13 protein-coding genes are annotated in these 25413 nt (G+C 39.1%); 7 read left to right on the top strand and 6 right to left on the bottom strand.

Annotated elements, in window-relative coordinates; translation table 11 throughout:
* The first annotated feature begins 17 nt into the window (after window positions 1–17).
* A complete protein-coding gene (locus DW036_RS02560; RefSeq protein WP_118461060.1) occupies window positions 18–2885 on the top strand; it encodes a sugar-binding domain-containing protein in 2868 nt (955 codons plus the stop codon).
* Between the two features lie 133 nt (window positions 2886–3018).
* Here DW036_RS02560 and DW036_RS02555 read toward each other — a convergent pair whose 3' ends face one another.
* Window positions 3019–3882 carry an AraC family transcriptional regulator gene (locus DW036_RS02555; protein WP_118461058.1) on the bottom strand — a complete coding sequence of 288 codons (864 nt, stop codon included), beginning with the start codon at window positions 3880–3882 and terminating at the stop codon, window positions 3019–3021.
* 200 nt (window positions 3883–4082) lie between these two features.
* Here DW036_RS02555 and DW036_RS02550 point away from each other — a divergent pair, with 200 nt between their 5' ends.
* The 6 genes from DW036_RS02550 (at window position 4083) to DW036_RS02525 (ending at window position 15037) form a co-directional block, all read left to right on the top strand.
* Window positions 4083–6020: a sialate O-acetylesterase gene (locus DW036_RS02550; protein WP_118461056.1), complete on the top strand. Its 1938-nt coding sequence runs from the start codon at window positions 4083–4085 to the stop codon at window positions 6018–6020.
* A gap of 34 nt (window positions 6021–6054) precedes the next feature.
* Window positions 6055–7356, top strand: coding sequence for a hypothetical protein (locus DW036_RS02545; protein WP_118461055.1), 1302 nt, complete (start codon window positions 6055–6057; stop codon window positions 7354–7356).
* 38 nt (window positions 7357–7394) lie between these two features.
* On the top strand, window positions 7395–10529 hold the full coding sequence (locus tag DW036_RS02540; RefSeq protein ID WP_118461053.1) for a TonB-dependent receptor: 3135 nt from the start codon (window positions 7395–7397) through the stop codon (window positions 10527–10529).
* Between the two features lie 12 nt (window positions 10530–10541).
* Complete coding sequence (locus tag DW036_RS02535; protein WP_118461051.1) at window positions 10542–12500, top strand: RagB/SusD family nutrient uptake outer membrane protein; 1959 nt, start codon at window positions 10542–10544, stop codon at window positions 12498–12500.
* Between the two features lie 12 nt (window positions 12501–12512).
* Window positions 12513–13235: a DUF3823 domain-containing protein gene (locus DW036_RS02530; RefSeq protein ID WP_118461050.1), complete on the top strand. Its 723-nt coding sequence runs from the start codon at window positions 12513–12515 to the stop codon at window positions 13233–13235.
* 413 nt (window positions 13236–13648) lie between these two features.
* Window positions 13649–15037, top strand: a complete 1389-nt coding sequence (locus DW036_RS02525) for an FAD-dependent oxidoreductase (RefSeq protein ID WP_118461048.1) — start codon at window positions 13649–13651, stop codon at window positions 15035–15037.
* 69 nt (window positions 15038–15106) lie between these two features.
* Here the strand turns inward: DW036_RS02525 and DW036_RS02520 are convergent, their stop codons facing one another.
* The 5 genes from DW036_RS02520 to DW036_RS02500 all read right to left on the bottom strand — a co-directional run bounded on the left by DW036_RS02520 (window position 15107) and on the right by DW036_RS02500 (window position 25413).
* Window positions 15107–15859, bottom strand: coding sequence for a NigD-like protein (locus DW036_RS02520; RefSeq protein WP_118461046.1), 753 nt, complete (start codon window positions 15857–15859; stop codon window positions 15107–15109).
* 336 nt (window positions 15860–16195) lie between these two features.
* A complete protein-coding gene (locus tag DW036_RS02515) occupies window positions 16196–17011 on the bottom strand; it encodes an MBL fold metallo-hydrolase (protein ID WP_118461044.1) in 816 nt (271 codons plus the stop codon).
* A 124-nt stretch (window positions 17012–17135) separates the two neighbouring features.
* A complete protein-coding gene (locus DW036_RS02510; RefSeq protein WP_118461042.1) occupies window positions 17136–20384 on the bottom strand; it encodes a S41 family peptidase in 3249 nt (1082 codons plus the stop codon).
* Between the two features lie 140 nt (window positions 20385–20524).
* Entirely contained in the window at window positions 20525–24505 is a 3981-nt protein-coding gene (locus DW036_RS02505) for a hybrid sensor histidine kinase/response regulator transcription factor (RefSeq protein ID WP_118461040.1), read from the bottom strand.
* Complete coding sequence (locus DW036_RS02500; protein ID WP_118461197.1) at window positions 24502–25413, bottom strand: DMT family transporter; 912 nt, start codon at window positions 25411–25413, stop codon at window positions 24502–24504. Before DW036_RS02500 ends, DW036_RS02505 begins: the two co-directional genes overlap by 4 nt.

The following is a 25413-nucleotide window of genomic DNA, read 5'->3' as shown; positions in this document are numbered from 1 at the left end:
ACTAATATATATTTATTATGAAAAAGAGAAACCTACTATTACTATTAATACTTATTATCAATACAGGAAATATGGTTGGACAGAAATCCTATTTTTTCGGTGAACATTATCCTCAAAAGGAAGATGAACTTCCCAAATCAAAAGCAGGACATCACAAGGTCACCAGAGTGCCTAAAAAACAGGAAGCCGTAAAAATGGAAAAGGTTTCCCAAAATACTTACCAGTTATCTAAAGGATGGGAAATGGCTGATTCAAAACAGGTAATAGCATCCTCGAAATCAATCTTTGATCCTAACTATGACACGTCTGCCTGGTATAATGCAACTGTGCCAGGAACAGTTTTGACAACTTTAGTCAATCAAGGTGTTTACCCAGATCCATATTGGGGATTAAACAACTTAATAATTCCTGAAGATTTATGCAGAACAGACTGGTGGTACCGCATAGCCTTTAATATACCTAGCAATCAAGAAGATAAAAGAACATTTTTACGTTTCAATGGGATAAATTACAAAGCAGAAATTTGGTTAAATTACCAATTTGTCGGAAAAATGGCAGGTGCATTTGCATCTAATGAGTTTGAGATCACTCATTATCTTCATAAAGACACTCAAAACGTACTTGCCGTCCGTATTTTTCCACCTAATAATCCGGGAATCCCACAAGAACAAAACAGTGTTAGTCATGGAGGAAATGGTGGAGTTTTATGTTTAGATGGTCCTACCTTTATCTGTTCAGAAGGTTGGGATTGGATGCCTGGCATTCGTGACAGAAATATAGGTATCTGGCAAGATGTTCAATTAATATTCAGAAAAGATATTTCTATACAGAACGTTCAAATTCTGACTAATCTACCATTACCGGAAACGAACTCTGCAAAAGTAACTATAAACGTAGAAGCTATCAACCACACTTCAGAGACAAAAACTGCCGATATAAAAATTCAAATAGATAAAAGCGAATTATCAAAAGAAATAGAATTAAAACCCTTAGAACACAAAAAAATATCTTTCATTCCCGATGAGTTTCCCCAATTAAATATTAAAAATCCACGTTTATGGTGGCCAAATGGCTATGGAAATCCTGAATTATATACAATGCATCTCTCCCTTATGCAAGATAAAACCTTATCCGACTTACAAACTGTAAGATTCGGTATTCGCGAGCTAAGTTACGAATTGACTATACAGCAACTAGGAAAGACGAAAAGAATTCTATTCAATCCACTGGATGCCTATGCAAACCATAAGGTGATTTTCGACAATTTGCAAAAAGTTGAACTTTCTCCCAACTGTTGGATACCTTCCATCAAAGAAAATGTAGAGGCAGGTATAGAAGAATTAGTAGAGGATCAGTCCAACCCGTACATCATAATAAGAGTTAATGGAAAGCGTATCTTTTGTAAAGGCGGAAACTGGGGAATAGATGACGCCATGAAACGTTCTTCTCGTGAAAGACTGGAACCTTACATCAGATTTCACAAGGAACAAGGCTTTAACATGATACGGAATTGGACAGCAGAAAGTACTGAAAAAGTTTTTTATGATTTATGCGACGAATACGGAATTTTAGTATTCAACGACTTTGGACTTTCAACTGAAAACCATAACCTCTTGCCAGCCGATTATGACTTATTCTTAGATAATGTAAATTATATCGTGACACGTTTCCGTAATCACCCTTCAATAGCTATCTGGTGCCCTCAGAATGAAGGCTTCCCTCCTGCATATATTGAAAATGGGATATCGAAAATTATAGCAGAAGCTGATGGTACCAGACATTATTTAGGAAATTCACGTACGCTCAACACAAGACCAAGCGGTCCGTGGAATTACATACAGCCAACAGACTATTATACTATAGCTCAAGGGTTTGCAAGTGAAGTTGGTAGTCCATCATTGCCTACGGCAGAATCTTTACGTAAAATGATGTCGGAAGAAGATTTATGGCCTATAGGAGATGTATGGTATTATCATGATTGGCTAAAGGGCCAATGGGGAAATAATGCTTTTATACAAAGTTATGAAGAGGGGATTAATAACCAATTCGGGATATCCTCAGGAGTAGATGAATTCTGCAGAAAAGCACAATTAGTCAATTATGAAAGTTATAGGGCCATTTTTGAGAGTTGGAACAGCAAACTTTTTAATACGACATCAGGAGTATTACTCTGGATGAGTCATCCTGCTTGGCCAAGTATGGTCTGGCAGACTTATTCTTGGGATTATGAAACTCCGGGTGCCTATTATGGTGCCAAAAAGGCTTGTGAACCTGTACATATTCAATATAATATGATTACTCGAGAAATAGAAATCGTAAATACCAGTCTTCAATCTTTGTCAGAATTACAAGCTATCGGACAAATTATATCTTTGCAGGGAAAAGTCCTATACGAGGAAACTTCACATTTAGACATATCTCCTAATCAAGTTAGCACAGCAATAAAACTACCAATTCAAAATATCCCAAATGAATGCTACTTTGTCCGATTACAATTAAGAGACAAAAATAGAATCATATCTCAAAATTTTTATTGGATATCTGATAAAAAACCGCATGATTATACTTCATTAAATAATATTCCCCAAACAACATTAACTGGACAAAAGCTTACAGTACACAGAGAAAAAGAAGAGCTCAAGGGAAGTATAACAATCTGTAATACAACAGATAAAATTGCTTTAGCTATAAAGTTAAACATTCGTAATGCAAAAACAGAAGATGCTATTTTACCAGTCTACTTCGAAGATGGATATTTTTCTTTATTACCGGGAGAAGTCAGAAGCGTTAAATTTGAATTACCCATAACATACAAACAACAGAATCTAAAGTTAACAGCAGAAGGGTATAATATTCCACAGCAGGATATATCTACAACATTTTAATAAAATTCCATATCCTTTGCTCATGCAGGTTTCATCTAAATAATACAATACGATAAAGGAATAATTTTTTATTCCTTTATCGTATTGTATTATTTAGATGAAACAACTTCCTCAACAACACATTCGATCAAATTCAATAGATTGTTACCGTATGAGTATTCTCATCCCGGAACTGCGTTGGAGTACATCCCTTCTTCTTCTTAAAAATGCGATTGAAATTAGACATATTACAAAAACCACAATTATAAGATATTTCTGAAATGGTATGTGTTGTTTCAAGTAACATTCGAGCCGCCTCTCCTATACGCAAATCGTTCAGAAAATCGACAAAACTTTTTTGAGTTCTCTTTTTAAAAAAATGACAAAAGCCAGACTCTGTCATATTAATAAGTTTCGCTACATCAGCTACAGCTATCTTGTTGCCATAGTTCTTTTGCAAATATTGATATACAATCTTTATTCTTCTACTTTTCAACTCATAATAATCCTGAGTAAAATTTGGGCTGCATAACACCTGTTTATTTGTTGAAATAGCTAATTGATATAAAAGATTCAAAAAATCAACCACTGTATCAAAGCCTTTCTTTTTCGTTAACTCTAGCAATAAAACTACGATTTTCTCATTTTTCTCCGGCGGAAAAGAAATACCCTTACTGGATAAATCTAGCATTTCTTTTATAGGTCGAAATAGATTCTTATGCAAGAAGCAATTAGTAAAAAGCTCCGGACTGAACTGAATAGTAATACAATGAGTCCTAAAATCAGGAGCACCACTCCATGAATGGAAAGTATTTGGCCCAATTAGTACCAAATCAGAACTACAAATATTCTCTACCGAATCCCCAACAATCCTCTTTCCATGAAAATTAAAGACCATATTTAGCTCATATTCATAATGGTAATGCGTGGGAAAATCAAATTTAGCACACGGATGATTTAATAAGACAAAAAAATCATCATTATTAATGGGAGTAATCTCCCTGATTATTTGTTTCATTGTATTTCAGCAATAAAAGTTTCTCACTACAATATTATACTATTTTTTCGAGCTTCCAAAAGGAAATAGCAAAATAGTATCATCATTAAGCCATAAAATATTCAAAGCACATATACTAATACGCTATTTTTGCATTATAAAAAAAGAGTCTTTTACTTATATATTTCATTACCTAGATTAAACAAAATAAATATCATAGTATGAAGAAAATCAATATCATTATCATTGTCCAGTTATTATTATTCTATGGTGGGCAAATTTATGCAGGGGCTCTGCAACTTCCTTCTATTTTCTCGAATCACATGGTATTACAACGAGAGAAACCAATTGCAATATGGGGAAAGGCTGATGCAGGCTCCAAAGTTATGGTAAAATTCCAACAAGAAATTTTCGATTGTCAAACAGATGCTAATGGGAAATGGATGCTCTATATCCCATCAAAACCTGCAGGAGGACCTTATGTACTATCAGTCACTTCAGCAGACGAATGCATTGAATTACAAGACATCTATATAGGAGAAGTATGGTTTGCATCCGGACAATCCAATATGGCATGGATGCTACAAGATGGTGTGGGTCCCAATACCCTTAAAGAGATAGCCGAAGCAAATTATCCACTGATACGTTTCTTCAACACACCACATGAAACAAATATAATACCAACAGCAAAGTGGGAACGAAAAGATTGGGATATCTGCAAACCTGAAACAGCCAAATCATTTTCTGCAGTCGCCTATTTTTTCGCAAAAGAAATATCACAGGACCAAAAAGTACCTGTAGGAATTATCTCATCTTCTTGGGGGGCGACAAATATAGAGGCATGGATGAATGCAGAAACATTAAAGACACATAAGGCCTATACTGAATGGGTTAATAATCTAGACACAGACACTCTAAAATGGAGAAAAAAGGTGGAAGAAAGTTTAGAAAATGATAGAATGAGAGAAGTTATTGTAGCTGAGGCAAATGCCGGCATCAAAGCCAAAGTCTACAAAACATCTTATAATGATAGAGATTGGGCCACAACATCCGCTCCTATCAGAACCGATAAAATGAATCTTACTAATTTTTGGGGAGTAGCCTGGCTACGCACAACTTTTGAAATGCCAAAAACAAAAACATCATTATTTCTCACCGGAGATATAGATATCAAAGCATTGGAGATATGGCTTAATGGAAAAAAAATAAAAAAAAGCAAAACACAGGGCATAGAACTTCCTGCAAAATGGCTAAAAAAGAAAAATGTACTTTCTTTTAAAGCAACCATATATTGGGGAAGTGCTCATTTAGGTACGGAAGAACAACCTCTTAGCATATGCACTAAAGATAGTACATTAATTGTACCTTTAGATAATGAATGGAGATATAATGCGGAATTGGAACGCAGAGCCCCCGGTTGGCAGAATTACTATAACACAAATACAGTGTTATATAATGCTATGGTTTATCCTATAATGCCATACACGATACGCGGTTTCTTATGGTATCAAGGAGAAAATAATGCAGGACAAGCTAAAAGATATCGTCAGCTATTACCAATGTTGTTTACAGATTGGAGAGTCGGATTCCGGCAAGGGAATCTTCCGTTCCTTATTGTACAATTGCCCAATTTCATGAAAAAACAGCCACAACCTATGGAGTCCGGTTGGGCTGAGATGCGAGAAGTACAAGCAAAAGCGCTTTTATATCCCGCTACGGGATTAGCTGTTACTATCGATATAGGTGAAGAGCATTATATCCACCCACAAAACAAGCAAGATGTATCTCACAGATTATACCTGCAAGCCCAGAAATTAGCTTATGGTAGAAAAGATATCATAGCTATGGGACCAACATTTCACTCTATGAATATAGAAGGAAATAAAATACGAATAAGCTATTTAAATGTTGCCCAAGGGTTAGTGGTAAGAGGAAAAGAACTCCAAGGCTTCACTATTGCAGGAAATGACAAAAAATATCATTGGGCAAAAGCTGAAGTCCAAGGAAAAGATGTAATCGTATATTCAGATGAAGTAGACGCCCCAATTGCTGTACGTTATGCATGGTCAGATAATCCCAATGTAAACTTATACAATAGTGTAGGGCTTCCGGCAGCTCCTTTCCGCACTGATGTTTGGGAAGGTATAACTCAAGAATAAAAAACACAATTAATTTACTAAACTCAAAATCATCATGAAAAGAATTAAATTATTTCATTATTATTTCTTAATCTCAATATTTGCCTGTTCTTGCCATTCGCTTAGTGATAAAACAAAAGAATTAAGCGATGCGGAAATTGCAGCCATCATAGATCAGCATAAACCAAGTAAAGGGTATCAAATACCCGATAATTTTTCTACAAGAATCGGTGCTACACATGTAGACGGGAAATACTACTTTACAGGAGAACCCTATATTATCGAAGGATGCCGCACATTACAACAAATGGGATATGGTGTTGTCAAATTGTGGTTCAACAAAGGGAAAAAGCAAGGAAAGATTACTAAAATAGATGGATATTCATACAATTCCGAATGGCAGCTTCCAGACAATTGTACATTAAAAGATTTGGCACAAAACACTTACTATAAAACATGTTTTGACATGAACTTCTCTACAATTGTATTGAGTATTGGTGGAGCAGGAGTGAAAACCACTAATGAAAGCAGCCAAAAAGAAGAACAAGAAATCTACGAGCTAACCCAATACCTTTTAGATGAATATAAAGACAGAGAGATGACATTCATATTAGAAAATTGGGAAGGAGATTGGATAATGAGAGGAGGAACCGGAGACAGTGCTAGATGGTCGCGCAAAGCCGGTGAACTTATTAAGGCTGTAGACGGAGATAGATACACGGTTCTAGTCCCCGCCGATTCCACCCAAAGAGTACAAAATATGGTCAAATGGTTTACAGCCCGTCAAAGAGGGGTAGAACGCGCAAGGCAAGAGAATGTAAATTCTAAATGTAAAGTATACCATGCCATTGAAGCAAACAAAGTAATTGACAGCATGAACGGAATTCCAGGAATCATCAATTCGGTATTACCAAACGTAAATGTAGATATGGTTTCTTGGTCATGCTATGATGCCTTAAATACAACAGGGCTAGATAACGGCATACTATTATATAAAGGTATCGAATATATAAAAAAATACTTCACGCCAAGTAACATTATGAAAGGCGAAAAGAGAGTATTCTTAGGTGAAATTGGCATTCCGGAACAACGCTATGAAGAATTACTCACTGAAGAGCCCGTTATCAAGAACTGGGACACATATGTTGCAGTGTGTTTAGCCTTAAATATACCATACCTCATTCAGTGGGAACTTTATTGTAATGAGCCCAAAGATGAAGCATTCCGTTCTTCCAATGGTACACGTACCAATGATGAAATGAGAGGCTTTTGGCTGATTCGTCCTGATGGTACAAAAAGTTTTGCAGCAAAATACTTTGACTCTCTATTAAAGAATCAAGGACAAAGTCTAAAATAGAAACATACCATTCTTTATTAATTAAATCTAATTTAAACATGAAACATTTTTTATTTGCAAGTTTTTGGGTTGCATTGATTTGTTGCCTTATTCCCTTCAATGGGCTTGCACAAACAGGTGTTATTAAAGGTTTGGTCACAGACGAAACCGGCGAACCTCTTATTGGGGTAAATATCGTAGAAATAGGAACTACGAATGGAACAATTACTGATGTAAATGGCACATTTAAACTCTCTGCTCATCCAAATGGCAGATTAAAGATAACCTATGTTGGATACAAAAGTAAAGAGATTCACATTGCAGCTAAAACAAACCTAGTTATAAAGTTAGAATCAGACACTGAGCTTTTGGATGAAGTTGTAGTAGTTGGATATGGTGTACAGAAGAAAGAAACATTGACTGGATCTGTGGCACAAATTAAATCTGATGACATCTTAACAACCAAAGCTCCTAGTTTAGTCAGTAGCATCCAAGGTAAGATTCCTGGTATTCAAATTCGCCAACAGACTGGTGAGCCAGGCTCTTTCAACAGCATGGTAAGTATCAGAGGATTTGGTTCCCCACTGGTAGTAATTGATGGAGTAGCCAGAGATGGTATATCAGATTTTGAAAGATTAAGTCCGGATGATATTGAAAGCATTTCCGTTCTGAAAGATGCTTCAGCAGCCATATATGGTATGAATGCAGATAATGGCGTTATTATTGTTACAACAAAAAAGGGTAGTCAAGGAAAAACAAAATTCTCATATAACGGCTACTTTGGCATCAAGAGCCCAACTTCAATGCGTCAATCAGTTGATGCTTACACCTATCGCCTTATGAAAAACGAGATGGACAGAAACAACGGAAATAATCCTTCCTATAATGATGAAGAACTAGCAAAATGGAAAGCAGGAACAGAGCCAGGATATCAAGACCATGACTGGCTTGATTTGACCCTAAAGAATATAACCACACAACAACAACATTCTATTTCTGCAACCGGCGGTTCCGATAAGGTTAAGTATTACATGAGTTTGGGGTACATGGAAGATAATGGGCTATTAAAAAGCAATATTCAAACGTATCGCAAATATAATGCGCGAGTTAATATGACAGCAGAGCTTACAAAGAATTTAATAGCCGACTTTACATTCTCGGGGAAATATGATAGTAATAAATCACCCCGTATTGGCTACTTTTGGCTATTTAAACCAATAATTACGGCAGAACGCGGTATTGGACCGACAACATTGAAGAATCCTGATCACTATTCAAGCTTACCCAACACCAATCAAAATCCTGTAGCAATGATGCAGGAAGATGTTGACGGTTACCAGTCGTGGAACAATACACAATATCAAACAACCTTGGAGCTCACCTATACAGTACCTTGGGTGAAAGGCCTAAAAGCAAAAGTATTAGGTGCGTATGATGGAAATATCAACGATAATTCCATTCTGCAAAAAGGATATTATCTCTATGACTATCAAACTGACGCTAAGGTAGTAGACCCAGCAGTTTCCACCTACTCAAATAGCAAAACTACATTTGCCCGTAGAGATGTCCAAGCTCAATTGTTATACAACAATAGTTTTGGACAACATACAATTGGAGCAACCATGGTATGGGAAGCCAAGAAAATGGAACAAAAAACAATCTCTGGTAAAAGACAATATGATGATATATACACCAATGATGTTCTGGACCAAGGTAGTTTAACCAATTTATCAAACGGCGGCAACCGTACAGAAGAAGCGTTTCTATCTTTACTTGGTCGAGCTAACTATGATTACATGAATAAATATTTATTTGAATTTGCATTCAGATATGATGGTTCATATAAATACGCTCCCGGAAAGCGCTGGGCATTCTTCCCTTCTTTATCCGCAGGTTGGAGAATTTCCGAAGAATCTTTTATAAAAGAAAATCTTCCTTTTATCTCTAATCTAAAGTTAAGAGGTTCGTATGGTTGGATGGGAGCTGATGCCGGTAATCCGTTTCAATATTATTCTGGCTATACCCTTGCTGGTATAAGCGGAGGCTACGTCTTTAATGATGGTATTTTAACAAATGGAGTATTATTTCCAGGAGTTATTAATAATAATCTAACTTGGATTAAAACCAAAACGGCTAATATAGGATTAGACATTGATTTGTGGAATGGGAAATTATCAGCATCCGTAGATTTCTTCCAAAAGAACAGAAATGGATTATTAGCTACCAAAATACAGTCTGTACCTAATACTTTCGGAGCATCATTCCCACAAGAGAACCTAAATAGCGATTTAGTACGCGGATTCGAATTAGTTATCTCACACAGAAATTCTATCAGAGATTTCAAATATGGGGTAAGTGCTAATCTCGTATATTCGAGAAAAAAGCTACTGCATACAGAGCGCTCACCCTATAGCAGTTCATGGGAAGCATGGAAAGACTCTCAAGGCAGTAACCGCTACACTGGTAGAGAATGGGGCTTTATATATGATGGCCAATACACAAATATTCAACAATATCAAGAAGCTCCACTAATCGGAGGAAGTGTGGGCAATTCTAAAGGCTTACCTGGTAGTTATAGAGTTATCGATGTCAACGGTGATGGTATAATCAATGATAAAGACCAACTACCAACATTCTGGGCAGGTCAACAATCGGGAATTGCTAACAACCCACCTCTACAATATGGTTTTAACTTAGATGTAGCTTGGAAGGGCTTCGATCTTAATGTCTTATTGCAAGGTTCTGCCCTGTTCACTGTATTCACTCAAAAAAATGATATTTGGGGATATGGAAGCTATCCAGTATTATGGGAACAGTACATGGATAGGTGGCATACCGCCAATATCAATGACGATCCATATGACCCCAATACCCAATGGATTAGCGGCAAATATCCCGCATTGAAGACTGATGCTAGTGGAACAACAGATGCTATGATTACTGATTTATGGCGTCTCAATGCTTCCTATTTGCGTATCAAAAGTATAGAAATTGGCTATACTTTTCCAAAACAATGGACAAAAGCTATAGGTCTAGAAGGTTTACGGATTTATGCCAACGGATTTAATCTGTTTACCTTTTGTGGCAAAGGTATCAAAGATTTAGACCCCGAAAGGGAAGAAGGAGATTATACAGCAGATTTAACTTATCCTCTTATGCGTTCCTTTAACTTTGGTCTTAGTATTAACTTTTAAACAATTAAAGATATGAAAAGCAAATCAATGATATGCATCCTATTTGCTGCACTTATGAGCACTGCATGTAGTGATTTTTTAGACATAAAACCTCTTGATAGGGTTTCGCCAGAGCAAGTATTCTCTGACATCAGTGAAATAAAAACTATCCTTGCCACCTTATACAACAAGATGCCAATGGAAGACTTTTCTTACAATCCCAATAAAGGTTTCAATTATCATCAAGAAAGTGGTGGATGGGTAGAATTAGGCTATAGTTCTTCCTTCTTTACAGATGAAAGTACTAATAGTGGTGGTTCTCATAGCGTAGAAATATCATATGGATATTGGGATTATGGAGCTATCAGGCAAATTAATCAATTTATGGAAACTGTTCCTACCGTCGATATTAGCGAAAATGAAGCTAACCGTTTGCTTAGTGAGGCACATTTTATCCGTGCTTATACCTACTTTGCATTAGCAAAACGTTTTGGTGGTGTACCTATTGTAACACATCTTCAACAGATGGAAGAGGGGGATGCACTATATGTTCCTCGCAGCACAGAAAAAGCGACATGGGATTTTATTCTAGAAGAATGCGATAAAGCTGCTGCTCATTTACCTGAGAAAGTAGAAAATATAGAAGGAACAAAACGTGCAACGATATGGGCTGCATATGCATTAAAGTCTAGAGTTGCTCTATTTGCAGCTTCATTGGCAAAATATTGGAATAAAGCACCTCTTACAGGCAAGGCCGTAGAAGATAAATTAGTAGGCGGTTTTACTCCAACTGATGCTGAGAATTATTATCAAAAGGCTGCTGATGCAGCAAAACAAATTATTGATAATTCTGGTAAACAACTTTATAAGCCCATCCCTCAAAACGCTGAAGAAGCAGCTGTAAACTATCAACACATATTTGAGAATCCTACAGATCCAGAAGTTTTAAATGAAGTGATTTTTGCAAAAGGTTATATCGACGGGACACAGACAATGTTACAAGGCCATAATACCGATATATTCTTCAACCCAGCACAAACAAATCCCGGATATACCACCGCATACGGTAAGTTTAGTCCTGCATTAAATCTAGTCGATATATACGAAGATTACACAGATGATGGTACAGGGAAAAGTGCCCCCATTCGTACACGTATTGACGGCAAAGAAGACATCTACATCGCCAACCCTGGTGAAGGAATCGACATAAACGTACCATATATCAAATACAATAATCCTTCTGACATTTTCGCAGGGAAAGACGCACGATTATTTGGCAGTTGTATTGTTCCCGGGAGTATTTGGAAAGGAGTCACAATTATCATGCAAGGGGGCTTAATCTCTCCCGATGGTACACAGCTAATATACCAAGACAACAAGGCGATCGGGAAAGACGGAAAAACTTATTATACATTCGGTGGACAAGCCATGACCGATTATTCATTCAGAATTTATAATAATTGGGAAGATGCGAAATATTCTATCACAGGATTTTCTTTAAAAAAATTTCTACAGGAAGATAAAAGTGTAACGGGTAAGCTCTTTAGTTCCACCACAGACTATATAGACATGCGACTGGCAGAAGTATACCTGAATTATGCAGAGGCCGTAGCTGAATCTGGCCAAGGCGATATTATCCTAGCCAAAAAATGCTTGAATGATATTCGTAAAAGAGCTGGTCATAGGGACGAAATTCCATTAACAGTGGAGAATGTTCTGAAAGAACGAAGAGTAGAACTTGCTTTTGAGGGTCATCGTTACTGGGATTTAATTCGTCGACGGGATGCCCATATCATATTTAATGGGGCCGCCATGCGGAAAGCCCTAGTCCCTATCCTTGATTTGCGCGAAACAACTCCTCAATATATATTTGTACGTGCAAATAGCTATTACGATAATATAGATAATGGACGTCGTTTTAATGAAAGGTCATACTATTTAGCTATTCCAGGAACGACAAGCAATAATTTAATTCAAAATCCTCAATATTAACAATATAAGTATATGAAAACAAAAAAAATATTTTTAATTCAGTCTTTATTCTGCTTGCTATTATTACCTTCTTGCGAAAAGGACAACTTTACAGGACCCAACGCGTGCTTTTATGGTTCAATAAGAGATGTTAAAACAGGAGAGCTTGTTGAAACCGATTTGCAAAATGGGGCTACAATAGAAGCTTATGAATTAGGTTATGAAAATCCTAGTGCACAAACCTGGGTTATAAAAAACAATGGAGAATTCCGCAATAATCTCGTATTCTCCAATAAATATGATTTATACTTGAGAAATGCCAATTTCTATCCTTTAGAATTCAAATCTTTTGAAATAAAACCGGGAAATAATGAATATAACTTTGAAGTTGAGCCCTATATCCGTATTAAATCTCCAACAATTACTCATAATCAAAATGAGATAGTAGCAACCTTCTCATTGGAAGGAGGACGTGAGAATACTATCATAAAAAATATCCGTTTATATGCATTTTCAGATATGCATGTAGGAGAAGCTGTTAAATTTGACATACAATCTAGCAATGATAAAACAAATAATATCAATGAGATTATAGATCCATCTAAGCAATATGAACTATCCATTAATTTAGAAAAAAACACAAATCTATTCAAAGCAGGTAGAAGTTATTATTTTCGTATAGGAGCTATAGCTAGTCTAGATGATGTCGGAACTGTTAGGCATAACTATGCTCCAGCTGTAAAAATATCATTCTAACAAATATTTTAGATTGTTTTTCTTGATAACTAGAGGTTGTACCAAAACTGAACTGCACCCAAGAAGTTTTATGTCTAACTTTTGGGATGCAGTTCACATTTTGACACACCTCACATCAAATAAAATAATATACCGCTAAGAATACTTTTTAGCGTACTTTTACTCAAACAAGATATTATATCCAATAACAAATCACATTCTATGAGAAGGCTAAACATACATAATAAATTATTTGTAATTTTATCATTGTTAATATTTAGATTTAAAACCATATGATTTAGTGAAAAACAAACTATCTGTACAATCCAATAAATAATACGGGTATGGTATAGATGAAATGAATTTATTAATATAATTTTGTGCGAATTGAAAAAGACAATGATAACACAGTATCATAAAAAGAAATAGCTTATATGACTAGTAGAAGAGATTTTATGAAAAAGGCCGGAATGATAGCTGCAGCTGCAGCCATCCCGGGAATAATGCAAGCAACAATATCCACAGAGGAGGGCAATAGCCTTTCCTCAAAAAAAGGAATGATAAAAACAGGTGACCAATGGGATGTAATTGTTGTAGGAGGTGGCCCCTCCGGTTGCGCAGCTGCAACGGCAGCGGCACGAGAAGGTGCTAAGGTTTTATTGATAGAATCAACAGGAATGTTAGGAGGAATGGGAACATCAGGATTGTTAAATGCCTGGTGCCCCTTTACGGATAAAGAAAAGATAATTTACAGAGGAATTGCCGAAAGGGTTTTCCTTGAGGCAAAAAAAGGAGTTCCACATATCAAAGGTAACGATTGGGTACCCATCAATACGGAATATCTGAAAACAGTATACGACGATCTGGTCACTTCCGAAGGAGTTTCAGTGTTATTCTTCTCCACCATGGCCGCGGTAGAGATGAAACAGGAAGGAGTGGTGGATGCAATTGTTGTAGCCAACAAAGCCGGACTCACTGCTTACAAAGCAAAACTGTTTATCGACTGCACAGGCGATGGTGATTTGGCAACATGGGCTGGTGCAGGTTTTGATATGGGCGATGAAGAAGGAAATGTTCAGCAAGGCACTCTTTGTTTTTCCTTATCCAACATCGACCCTTACGAATTTTCACTAGTTGGCTCTGTGCATACCAGCCGAAAAGACGGACCTATTCATAAGATGCTCGATTCAGGTAAATATAATCTGATAAAAGACAATCATATCAACGATAAATACGCCGGACCAGGATATCTGATGTTCAACGCAGGACATGTAACAGTAGACAGTACAGATCCAGTCTCTCTTTCGAAAGCCATGATGGCCGGCCGGAAAGTAGCCCGACAATTTCAGGAAGGACTCGCCGAATATGAACCTAAGGTGTTTGCTTCCTCTTATCTGGCAAGTACTGCTTCATTAATGGGAATCCGTGAAAGTCGACGCATCAAGTGTGATTATACTTTCACGTTAGATGATTGGTTGGCCCACAAAGAATTTGAGGATGGCATTGGTCGTAACGCCTATTATATTGATGTACATAAAAGCAATGCCACAACATATCCCAGATACGGAAAAGGAGAATCGCACGGAATTCCTTTCCGAAGCCTTCTTCCAATAGGATTAAAGAATGTTTTTGTAGCCGGCCGTTGTATTTCAACCGATCATTACGCACATGGAAGTCTGCGTGTAATGCCACCTTGCCTGGTGACTGGGGAGGCTGTAGGTGTAGCTGCCGGACAAATCTGCAGATCCAAATCGCCTGACGTACATAATGTAGATATAAAACAACTTAGAAACAGGCTTCAACAGGTAGGTCAATTGTTGTAATACTACCAAAAAAGAAGGACGCCAAAGCTCATGGCGTCCTTCCTTCTATCAATCACAGTCTTATGAAAACTATTTCAAATCTAAAGTGCTTCTTACTGCTGTAATAGCCGCTTCACTCGGTGTAACGGACTTCCGTGTACAATAATCAAATTCAGCTGATTTTTCACCACTAAATGACTTCCATTTCAATTTCAGTTTAACTGTTTTACCTTCCGTATCAGGCAGTTCGTCCAACTTAAAAGCTGCTAAGCCGTCACCTTCACTTCCGTAGGTATCGCCATACGCATTGTGGCGGAACTCTACTTCATAAGGATTCTCCGGATTCTGTCCCAACAACAAGTTTACGAAATGCTTTTTACTACCGCCCCATATAGTCCTGAAGCGAAGTGTCAGATATCCATCTTCAGCGATAGTTACCCAATCATTCACAATCTCTACAGGGTCTGTGCCATATACCTCATCATTTTCTTCCCCTAAATCCGGTGCGATAGGCTTGGTCAGGATACTGTCTATCCAGTTTATATGCACGGCTTTCGTATAGTCGCCACTGGGTTCATTCACTTCACTGTAATTCACCAAAGCTCTGACCTCTTTGTCGCCGAAAGGAGAAGCTTTTACATTGGTTGGCAATAAGGTCGTCTTATCATCCAACTGCAAGAAGAATGCATCGTCGGCAGCGCCCTTCACTGTTACAAGAGCATTAGGATACCTCAAATAATAGGTATTGTTATCATCATCATCCAAACAAGACTGCAAACCTATAGTACAAACTATGGCCCCAACAAATAAAAGTGTTTTATTAAATACAGAATAAATTTTCATAGTGTGGTTCCTCCTATTAAACATTTAAAATAACTTTTCTACGTTATAGAAATGAGATATTGAGGAAAAGACTGCATAGCATTTTGTTAATTATGCTCAAATAAAATCAGCCAAGTTACTTAGAATAGTATATATCGCTGATTATCAACAGATAGCATTTACATCTCATTTACCCAATAATGTAAAAGCATTTACCCCAGGATGTAACGTCCTTTACCCCTTATTGTAACGCTCTTTACCGCGATATGTAACGACCTTTACCGCAGCGTGTAAATGGAGTTACCGTGTGGAGTGAACAAAGGTTGTTAATCAATAACGCTTTAATAAGGTTTGTTTCTACTCTGAGAAGTCGATTATTTCCAGATCATCCGGTACGTATACCACACCAGAGAATCCCTGAGCCGCTTCTTCAGTGTAACACACCTTACGGGTATCCAACGTTTTATCTTCTGTGTGATATAACAATAAATTCTTCACTTTCAGTTCTTCAGCTAGCTTTCCGGCATCTAGTGCTGTACTATGGTGCTTCTCATAAGGCTTGAATATATCACGGTCTTTATACAAACAGAAAGCTTCGCATAACAACCAATCAACCCCTATTACATAAGGACGATTTTTCTCATTATAAGGTTCATCTCCAAGACAAACCAGCGATTGACCATTCGGCAATGTGGTACGAAAACCATATTGTTTCTCTTTAGTCGATCCTATATCAAAAGATTGTAGTTTTAACTCCCCTGCTTTAAATATCTCTCCGTCCTTAACCTCACAAAGTTCAATGCCATTCCCTAAATACTGTACTATTTTCTTAGGCAACGTCATCCGGCAGATCCAATCCAGAACCTGTAGCACTTTATCATGCCCATACACTCGGAAGACTCCTGTATATTTCCCACTTTGCATCCGTTGTGCCACCATCCGAATTACCCATACTGCACCTAATATATGATCCGTATGAGCATGAGTCACAAACATATCGTGAATACGTTCAATGGCGATACCGGCTTTCTCTAACTGAACCAATATTCCATTCCCTCCACCGGCATCCACGAGCAGCACATTTTCAGTTGTCTGGATTGCGAAACAAGTATTATAGCACCGGGTAACGACTGCATTACCTGTACCTAACATAATAATCTGAGTATCCTTCATCTTCTTAATTCTATAATTACGAAATCTGAGCCACAAAGATAAACAGAATATGCCATTCTATAAGGAGAGAGCAAAGCTCTCCTCATAAAATGGCATATTTATAACAGTATAGTAAAGTATGTGATTACTTACTGAAATCTCTTGGAGCCGGAACAGGCGGCAATGGCTTACGATCCTGTAATTCCTTCATCACTTCTTCGATAGCCTTATTGAGCTGTTCATCTTCACCATTCCATTCCTTCACCGGATCGTTATCAATCAAGATATCCGGATCGACGCCATGATTTTCAATAATCCACTGGCCTGTTTTCGCATCATAACTGGTGAAGAAAGGAACACGGATATCCGTACCGTCCATATAAGGCAATGGTCCGCTGATACCTACAATACCACCCCAGGTGCGGGTACCGATTAGTTTACCAAGCCCCAATGCACGGAAGCCCCATGGGAATAGATCACCGTCGGAAGCAGAATATTTATTAATCAGACAAACCTTCGGCCCTACTTGCACGGCATCGGGTATAGTACCGACACGCTTCGTACCACGCCCCATCGTCAAGCGGTAAGGTTCGCGAGACAAGCGTTCCAGAATCATAGGAGATACATTACCGCCACCATTAGCACGGTCGTCTATAATCAGACCTTCCTTGTCGAGCTGCGGATAGAAATAACGGGAGAACTCGTTCAGACCTTCCGGACCCATATCAGGAATATAGATATAACCAATACGTCCATTGGATGCTCTGTCCACCTTCTTCAGATTATCCTGTACCCAATTATAATGATAAAGAGGATATTCATTTTCCAGCGGACTGATGACAATCTTTCTTGCACCTGCCAATTGCGGTTTGCTATTCAGCGAGATTTCTGTCGGCACATCAGCCTTTCCTACCAGTAAAGCATAGATATTCTTCACCGTATTCGTCGGTATGCCGTCAATGGCGACAATGTATTCCCCGGCCTTAGCCTCAATACCCGGTTCAGTAAGCGGAGAGCGCAGTTCCTTACTCCAGGAAGCACCGGGAAGTATCTTATCCAAACGGAAGAAACCACTCTTATCAGCCGATACTTCAGCACCCAGCAAACCTGTCTTGATACGTGCCGGTTTATCCGTTTCACCCGGATTGACGTATGCGTGTCCGCAGTTAAGTTCACCAATCATTTCTCCGATGATATAATTCAGATCAAGGCGTGTCTTTGCATAAGGCAACAGGACAGAATATTTCTGTTTGATTGCTTTCCAATCCACACCATGCATATTCTCCAGATAAAAACCATCACGATAAGCACGCCAGGCCTCATCGAAGATTTGTGCCCATTCCTTGGGATAATCTATCGTAATGGACATATTATCCATATTGACAGGCGTACTCAGATTAGCCGCCCCTTCCGGCATAGCGGTTACATAAAGCTTGCTGTCCTTGTAGAACAAAGCCTTTTGACTGCCCGGAGTAACCGTCATCATAGCACCATCTGCAACCGTTTCTTCTTTCTGACCTTCAAGATCGAAAAACTTCGTTCCGCCATTGCCCCAGTAATATACTTTCTTTCCGTTTGAATAGAAATTAGCATAATAAGAAGCCGACAATGGAAGCTTGATGATACGGTCGGTAATACCTTCCGGATCAAACTTGACGAGTGACGCAGAGGCAGTTTCCTGTTTCGCGTCTTTCTTTCCGGCAGTCTTTTCAGCAGCCTTCGGCGCCTCACTCTCAGTGTCGTTCTTCACTCCGGCATCTTTCTGTATGAAAGGGGACGGGGTATCTTTCGAGAGCAAAGCAAGATAAACTCCATGCATATTATTATAGACGTGGTTCCATTCTAACCAGCCGTATGTAGGGTTGAAATCGCGGGCAGATGAGAAAATCAGATACTTACCATCCGTACTGAATACCGGTGAAGAAGAATTATACCACTTGTCCGTCACCGGATATTCCTTCTTTCCGGCAATATCATAAACATATACAACAGTTATTTCATTGTCTGCATCACGGGTATAAGTCAGCCATTTGCTATCCGGCGAGAAAGTCACATCCTGCGGTTCCCCCATCGGGTCCTGCAATAGCATAGTCACCTGTCGTGAAGCTACATCCAGCAGATTGATACGATTCTGACGGTCGGTATAAACAATCTTCTTACTGTCCGGACCCCATTCGAAAGAGCGGATATACGTATCATTATTCTTGGTCAGCTGCACCGGATTACCTTCTACTGCATCCTGAAGATAAAGTTCAGTCTCTCCGGTAGCATCCGAGATATAAGCAATGTATTTTCCATCAGGAGACCATTGTGCATCACGTTCGTGGGCACCCGGAGTACGGGTTATATTTTTCGTCACACCCTTGGTCGAGGGCAGATTAAAGACCTCTCCACGTGCAGTCACCACTACCCGTTCTCCATCGGGAGATGCACTGGCGGCTGTCAGATACTTAGCTCCATTCTTTATGGCGCTGCGGGCATAGATATTATCCGAAGCAAGACTGATATTTACTTTCTCGGGCTGACGGGTGGCAGCATCCATCTTATAGATATATCCGCCATTCTCAAACACAATGGTATTGCCGGAAGCACTCGGGAACTTCACATCATATTCGGTAAAGTTAGTAACCTTCGACGTCTGTTTTGTCTTCGTATTATAAACAAAGATATTCATGGTGCGGTCACGGTCGGAAAGGAAAAATATATCATCGCCGATCCACATGGGGAAGATATCCTGAGCAACATTATTCGTTATATTCTCCACTGATTTCTTTGCCGGATCGTATATCCAGACATCATCCGCCATACCACCTTTATAATACTTCCAGGTACGGAATTCACGCATGGTACGGTTGTAAGCCAGTCGCTTGCCGTCGGGAGAATAACTACAGAATCCCCCCTCGGGCAAAGGGATAATTTCGGGCATACCACCCTCTTGATTGACAGAATAAAGCTTACCGGAAAAACCGTCACTGATACGGTTACGATAAATGATCTGTTTACCATCCGGTGTCCAGGTCATCACGATATTGTTAGGTCCCATACGATCGCCCAGGTCATCACGGGAATTCGTCGCAGTATACGTCAGGCGTTGTGGTTCTCCACCGGCTGCCGGGATGGTATATACTTCCGTATTTCCATCATATTGACCGGTAAAAGCAATCGTTTTGCCATCGGGTGAAAAACGAGGGAACATTTCGTAACCCACATGCGAAGTCAGGCGCTGCGCCTCTCCTCCAGTGACAGGCACTCTATACAAATCGCCTGCATACGAGAAAACAATCTCGTTCCCGTTCGTTGCCGGAAAGCGCAATAAACGCGCTTCATCTGCTGCCGAAAGACAGACAGATACACCTACAAGGGCAAATAGGGATAAAAGTAATTTATTATTCATACTCTTAAAAATTAGTTGACTTACAAAAGTATGAAAAGAAAAAGAATAATTACACGAAAAACATACAAAAAAAGATCAATCCTGCCAACTTTCATTCAATAAAAACTCCGAAAGAAAGTCTTCGCCACTTTAAGTACAACTCAACCGATGCTCTGATTATTAACAAATTCTCCGGGTTTGATACCGAATTGCTTTTGGAAACATTTGGCAAAATAAGATGGATTATTAAAACCTACCATATAGCAAATCTCATTGATCCGGTATTTATTCTCTGAAAGCAAAGCAGCAGCTTTCTTTAACCTCACAATCTGAATCAGTTCGTTCGGAGTAACATTAGCCAGCGTTTTTATCTTGGCAAATAATCCGGAACGACTGATACAAAGTTCTTCTGCCAGAAAGTCAACAGACAGTTCCGAATTTGAGAAGTTTTGCTCTATAATCTCATTGATACGGGTAAGGAATTTATTATCCATAGAGTTATTGGCAATACTGTTCAACGGTACCAGTGGCATTTTAGAGAATTTCTGACGTAACAAATTACGCAGATCAAGCAGATTCTTGATACATGCTTCCAGATACTGTACCGAGAAAGGCTTTTCAATATAAGCATCCGCCCCGCAATCCATACCTTCTATCTTTGAATTCGTATCCGTTTTAGCAGTCAGCAAAATAAACGGTATATGACTGATGGCCTGATCAGCACGCAAAGCCTTGCAAAGTTCCACCCCATCCATGCGCGGCATCATCCAGTCACTCACAATCAGGGTCACATCATTCTCTTTCAACTTTTCCAAAGCCTCTATCCCATCTTCAGCCGTAAGAATAGAGTATTGATTAGAGAAACTGCCGGAAAGGAAGTTCAGCATTTCTTCGTTATCATCCACAATCAGCATGACCGGTTTATCCTTAGAGACTGCTGCCGGTAAGCTTTCCGATAAAATGTCCTCGGGAATTGCCGGATTCAATCCATTCGCTTCCCCTTCCGGAACTGCCTCCTGACTTTGTTCTATGGGCAACGTTACTATAAAGGACGATCCTTTATTGACTTCAGACTCCACTTCTATGCAGCCATTATGAGACTCCACAATGCTTTTCACAATACTCAGTCCAATACCAGTACCGGGTTTATTGTCCATGGCCTGATAGAAAGGTTTGAAAATCTTCTTCTGATCCTCCTTACTTATACCGATTCCATTATCCGTTACCCTGATTACAAATGTATGCTGTTCCGGTTGCACCACACACGAAAGGATAACTTCATCTTTTGTATACTTACTTGCATTCGTCAGCAAATTACTGATAAGCTTTGTAACCGCCTCGCTATCCACCATAGCCGTAAAATTCGCATCGGGATACTCCACCGTAAGATGAGCACCATGTTGGGTAATGAAAGGATTAAACCGTTCACAAACAGCCTCCAGCAATTGACGAATATTCTGTGAGGTGTATTTCATGGTCATCCCCTCCTGTTCCACTTTGCGGAAATCCAACAACTGATTTACCAGGAACAATAATCTCTGACTATTGCGGTCTATAATATTAAGGTCATCACGCAGCATCGCCGGCATAGGCGTGGATGATCTCATAATCTTTTCCAACGGACCAATGATAAGCGAAACCGGAGTACGGATTTCATGAGCTATCATTGTGAAAAACTTAATCTTAGCCTCATGCACCTCTTTCTCTTTATTCACATTCAGTTGCTTAATCTCTGCCGTATGTTTCTTTTCACTCCTTTTCAGCAGAAAGCGGATGAAGAAAGTCAATGCCACACACAACAACAGGAAATAAAGCAATTTGGCCGGCAGACTCCAATAGAAAGGCGGATGAATAACTATTTTCAGGCTTGCTTCCTGCTCACTCCAGATACCATCGTTGTTAGTAGCTTTCACCTTAAAAGTATAGGTTCCGGCAGGCAGATTGGTGTAAGTAGCCTTATTTTGAGAACCTACATAATTCCATTCTTTATCAAAACCCTCCAATTTATAGGCATACTGATTCTTTTCGGGCGTACAATAGCTCAATGAAGCATAAAGCAAGCTGAAGACATGATCTTTATAAGATAATTCCAGCTGTTCCATATGGTTCAGAGCCTTCGGCAACAACTTATCACCTATCCGGATCTCTTTATTGAATACTTCCAGTCCCGTAATAATTACCGGAGGAAGTACCTTGTTCATTTTAATCTGATAAGGATAGAAAGCATTAAACCCATTTACCGAACCAATGTAGATTTTCCCGTCGGAAGCTTTCAAAGCAGCATTCACCAGAAACTGCTCGCTTTGCAATCCGTCACTTCGTGTAAATACCTGGCAACTTTCTCCGGGAACATATCGCACCAGCCCTTTTGTAGTAGTCAGCCATAAGACACGCTGATCTTCAATAATAGCACAAATATTACTGCTGGGAATATCCAATGGAATTAATTCAAACAGGTCTTCCTTTGCATTGTATTTGCAAAGTCCGTTCATCGTTCCAATCCACATTTCCCCATTACCATCTATCAATACACAATTCACCTGATCATTAATCAATGCACCGGGAGCACTGCTATGTACATAGTTCGTCCATTCCTGCTTATCCGGATCATACTTGAACAGCCCGTTTCCCTGAGAAGAGAACCAGATATTTCCATCGGCATCCTGATCTATGTCCATGATCCAGGAACCAAGATCTCTTATTCGGGTAAAGTTATCCTCTTCCCTGTTATACAAGTTTACCCCCGACATGGAAGTTACCCAAATACGTGCTTCACGGTCCTTAAAGATAGCATAAGAACTGCTTCTATCAAGGGTAGTGGGATCTCCCGCTTTAGCAGTATAAACCCTGAATACCCCTGTCTTTGTATTCAACACATTAACTCCCCCCGTATAAGTACCAATCCATAAATCATCACCATCCATACAAAGTGCATGTACGTTATGATAAGAAAGACTATTTCTGTGCTCATCGGGCAGATAATGAGTAAAGTGTTTATCTTTAGGTGAAAAGCGGCTCAAGCCACCATCATCAGAAGCAATCCAAATATGCCCGTAAGTGTCTTCACAAAAGCGTCCGATAACAGTTCCATTGACAGAATTGGAAAAACGAGAATGAGCAAAGCACTCAAACTGCCCGGTATTGGGTGACAGATAATTCACACCGCCATAGAAAGTTCCTATCCAGACTCCACCTTCACGGTCTTTTACAATAGGATAAACAAAACGATTGGACAAAGAATAAGGATTCGTTTCATCTTCTGTAAATAATTGGTGTTCGCATGTAAGGGTATTAAACAGTAAAAGCCCGTCATCCGAACCTATCAGTAGTTGATGGGGAGCATATTCCATCAAAGAGTGAATATGCGTTGCCCCTTTACCATCCGACGGGTGCAAATAAGTAGTTGCCTTACCGGTATACCGGTCTATCTTTTGCAAACCACACTCCCAGGTTCCCAACCAGAGTGCATGTTCAGAATCTTCCAGCATAACCAAAGAGTTGGAGTCGTACCCACCCGTTTCGTAGGTAATATGGAAAGGCTCAAATTTATTCTCCGCTTTATTCAACTTAGAAACAGTCGGGTTTCCCCAATTAGTAACAGCCCATATTTGATTTTCACTATCAATCAGCACGCTGGCCATTAACCCATCGGCATCTTTAAACTCATAATGCTCCAGATAATGCTTGGATACATTATATTTGAAGATTCCCTGACCTACGGTTGAAAACCACAAATTACCATCCCTGTCTTCAGCAATATGATTCACATTGGTTTTAATGCTATCCCCTTTGGCAGTCAGAAGTTTAAACGGCTCGAAGTTCTCTGTTTCATAATCATAAATATAAACTCCGTCCCCTGTTCCTATCCAAATCCTATCTGTAGTATCGTATAAAAATGAAATATAATCATTAACTCCTTCCGGATTCAATCTGTATATTTTAATAGTGGTACCGTCATAACGGTTCAGACCATCATCTGTACCTAACCACATAAAGCCATATTTATCCTGCATAATAGCACGTACAGCGCTGGAGGATAATCCGTCTTCTACTGAAAAATTACGAAACCAAAAATCAGTAGAACCGGCAGAAAGCATCAGCGGAACCATAACAGCTATCATCGCAAGGATAATCTTTTTCATTTCTTTACCAGATATTGGTTGAACATAATTCCCAGTACAATCAATATGAGGCCGATATACGTTGTAAACACAATTTGTTCACCCAATATGATTGCAATAAAGAACAAAGACAAGAAGGGAGACAGGTAGCAAAGCTGATTGACCAGTGCCGGATTCGTAGTTTTCCGCATGGCAAGGCTGAAAAAGATGAAAGGGATCCCCATCTCAAATCCGCCGACATACATTCCTGACAAGATACCGGGCAAAGTATTCAAGTGAACACCCACTATCATTGCGCCAACCAGCAAATATGCCGTACCAAACAAAAAGCTCATAAACAGTGCAACGCTACCATCTGTCCGATCCTTAAATTTATTATTTATCATCCAGTACATAGCCCACAACAAGGCACTCAATGCTGCCAACAACAAGCCATGAACAGGTATATCCATGCCACCCGACTGCCCGGTTCCTACAGAAATAAGTACTACTCCACCCAAAGAAATAAACATACCGATATATTTCTTCGGAGGTATGGGCTGATGGGCAAATAGGGCCAGCAATATTAATAGCACAATAGGCCATGCATAATTGATAGGTTGCGCCACTTGTGCAGGCAGCAAATCATAAGCTTTAAACAACACCAGGTAATAAGCCACCGGATTCAGCAAGCCTAATAATGCAAAATATCCCCATTGCCGGGCAGGCAATGCAGACAATAGTTTCCACTTCTTCTGGAAGGTCAGCAAAAGGACAAATATGATTAATGAAGTACAACTGGCTATCAACAACATCTCAAAATGAGTAAGATGCGTCAAAGCAATTTTAAAAGCGGTGGCAACAGTAGACCAACTAAGCACCGCAATACAGGCATAAATGATAGCCCTCGTATTGTTACGACTATTTACATAAGTTGCCCTTGCAAGCAT

The organism is Bacteroides sp. AF39-11AC (genome assembly GCF_003474285.1).
Lineage (GTDB): Bacteria > Bacteroidota > Bacteroidia > Bacteroidales > Bacteroidaceae > Bacteroides.
Note: the sequence above shows the minus strand (reverse complement) of the source record. Positions and strands in the feature narration are given on the sequence as shown.

Bases quoted from the DNA above. Each gene is read 5' to 3' on its own strand.
- DW036_RS02560 (WP_118461060.1), top strand. From the start codon at position 18: ATGAAAAAGAGAAACCTACTATTACTATTAATACTTATTATCAATACA.
- DW036_RS02555 (WP_118461058.1), bottom strand. From the start codon at position 3,882: ATGAAACAAATAATCAGGGAGATTACTCCCATTAATAATGATGATTTT.
- DW036_RS02550 (WP_118461056.1), top strand. From the start codon at position 4,083: ATGAAGAAAATCAATATCATTATCATTGTCCAGTTATTATTATTCTAT.
- DW036_RS02545 (WP_118461055.1), top strand. From the start codon at position 6,055: ATGAAAAGAATTAAATTATTTCATTATTATTTCTTAATCTCAATATTT.
- DW036_RS02540 (WP_118461053.1), top strand. From the start codon at position 7,395: ATGAAACATTTTTTATTTGCAAGTTTTTGGGTTGCATTGATTTGTTGC.
- DW036_RS02535 (WP_118461051.1), top strand. From the start codon at position 10,542: ATGAAAAGCAAATCAATGATATGCATCCTATTTGCTGCACTTATGAGC.
- DW036_RS02530 (WP_118461050.1), top strand. From the start codon at position 12,513: ATGAAAACAAAAAAAATATTTTTAATTCAGTCTTTATTCTGCTTGCTA.
- DW036_RS02525 (WP_118461048.1), top strand. From the start codon at position 13,649: ATGACTAGTAGAAGAGATTTTATGAAAAAGGCCGGAATGATAGCTGCA.
- DW036_RS02520 (WP_118461046.1), bottom strand. From the start codon at position 15,859: ATGAAAATTTATTCTGTATTTAATAAAACACTTTTATTTGTTGGGGCC.
- DW036_RS02515 (WP_118461044.1), bottom strand. From the start codon at position 17,011: ATGAAGGATACTCAGATTATTATGTTAGGTACAGGTAATGCAGTCGTT.
- DW036_RS02510 (WP_118461042.1), bottom strand. From the start codon at position 20,384: ATGAATAATAAATTACTTTTATCCCTATTTGCCCTTGTAGGTGTATCT.
- DW036_RS02505 (WP_118461040.1), bottom strand. From the start codon at position 24,505: ATGAAAAAGATTATCCTTGCGATGATAGCTGTTATGGTTCCGCTGATG.
- DW036_RS02500 (WP_118461197.1), bottom strand. From the start codon at position 25,413: ATGCTTGCAAGGGCAACTTATGTAAATAGTCGTAACAATACGAGGGCT.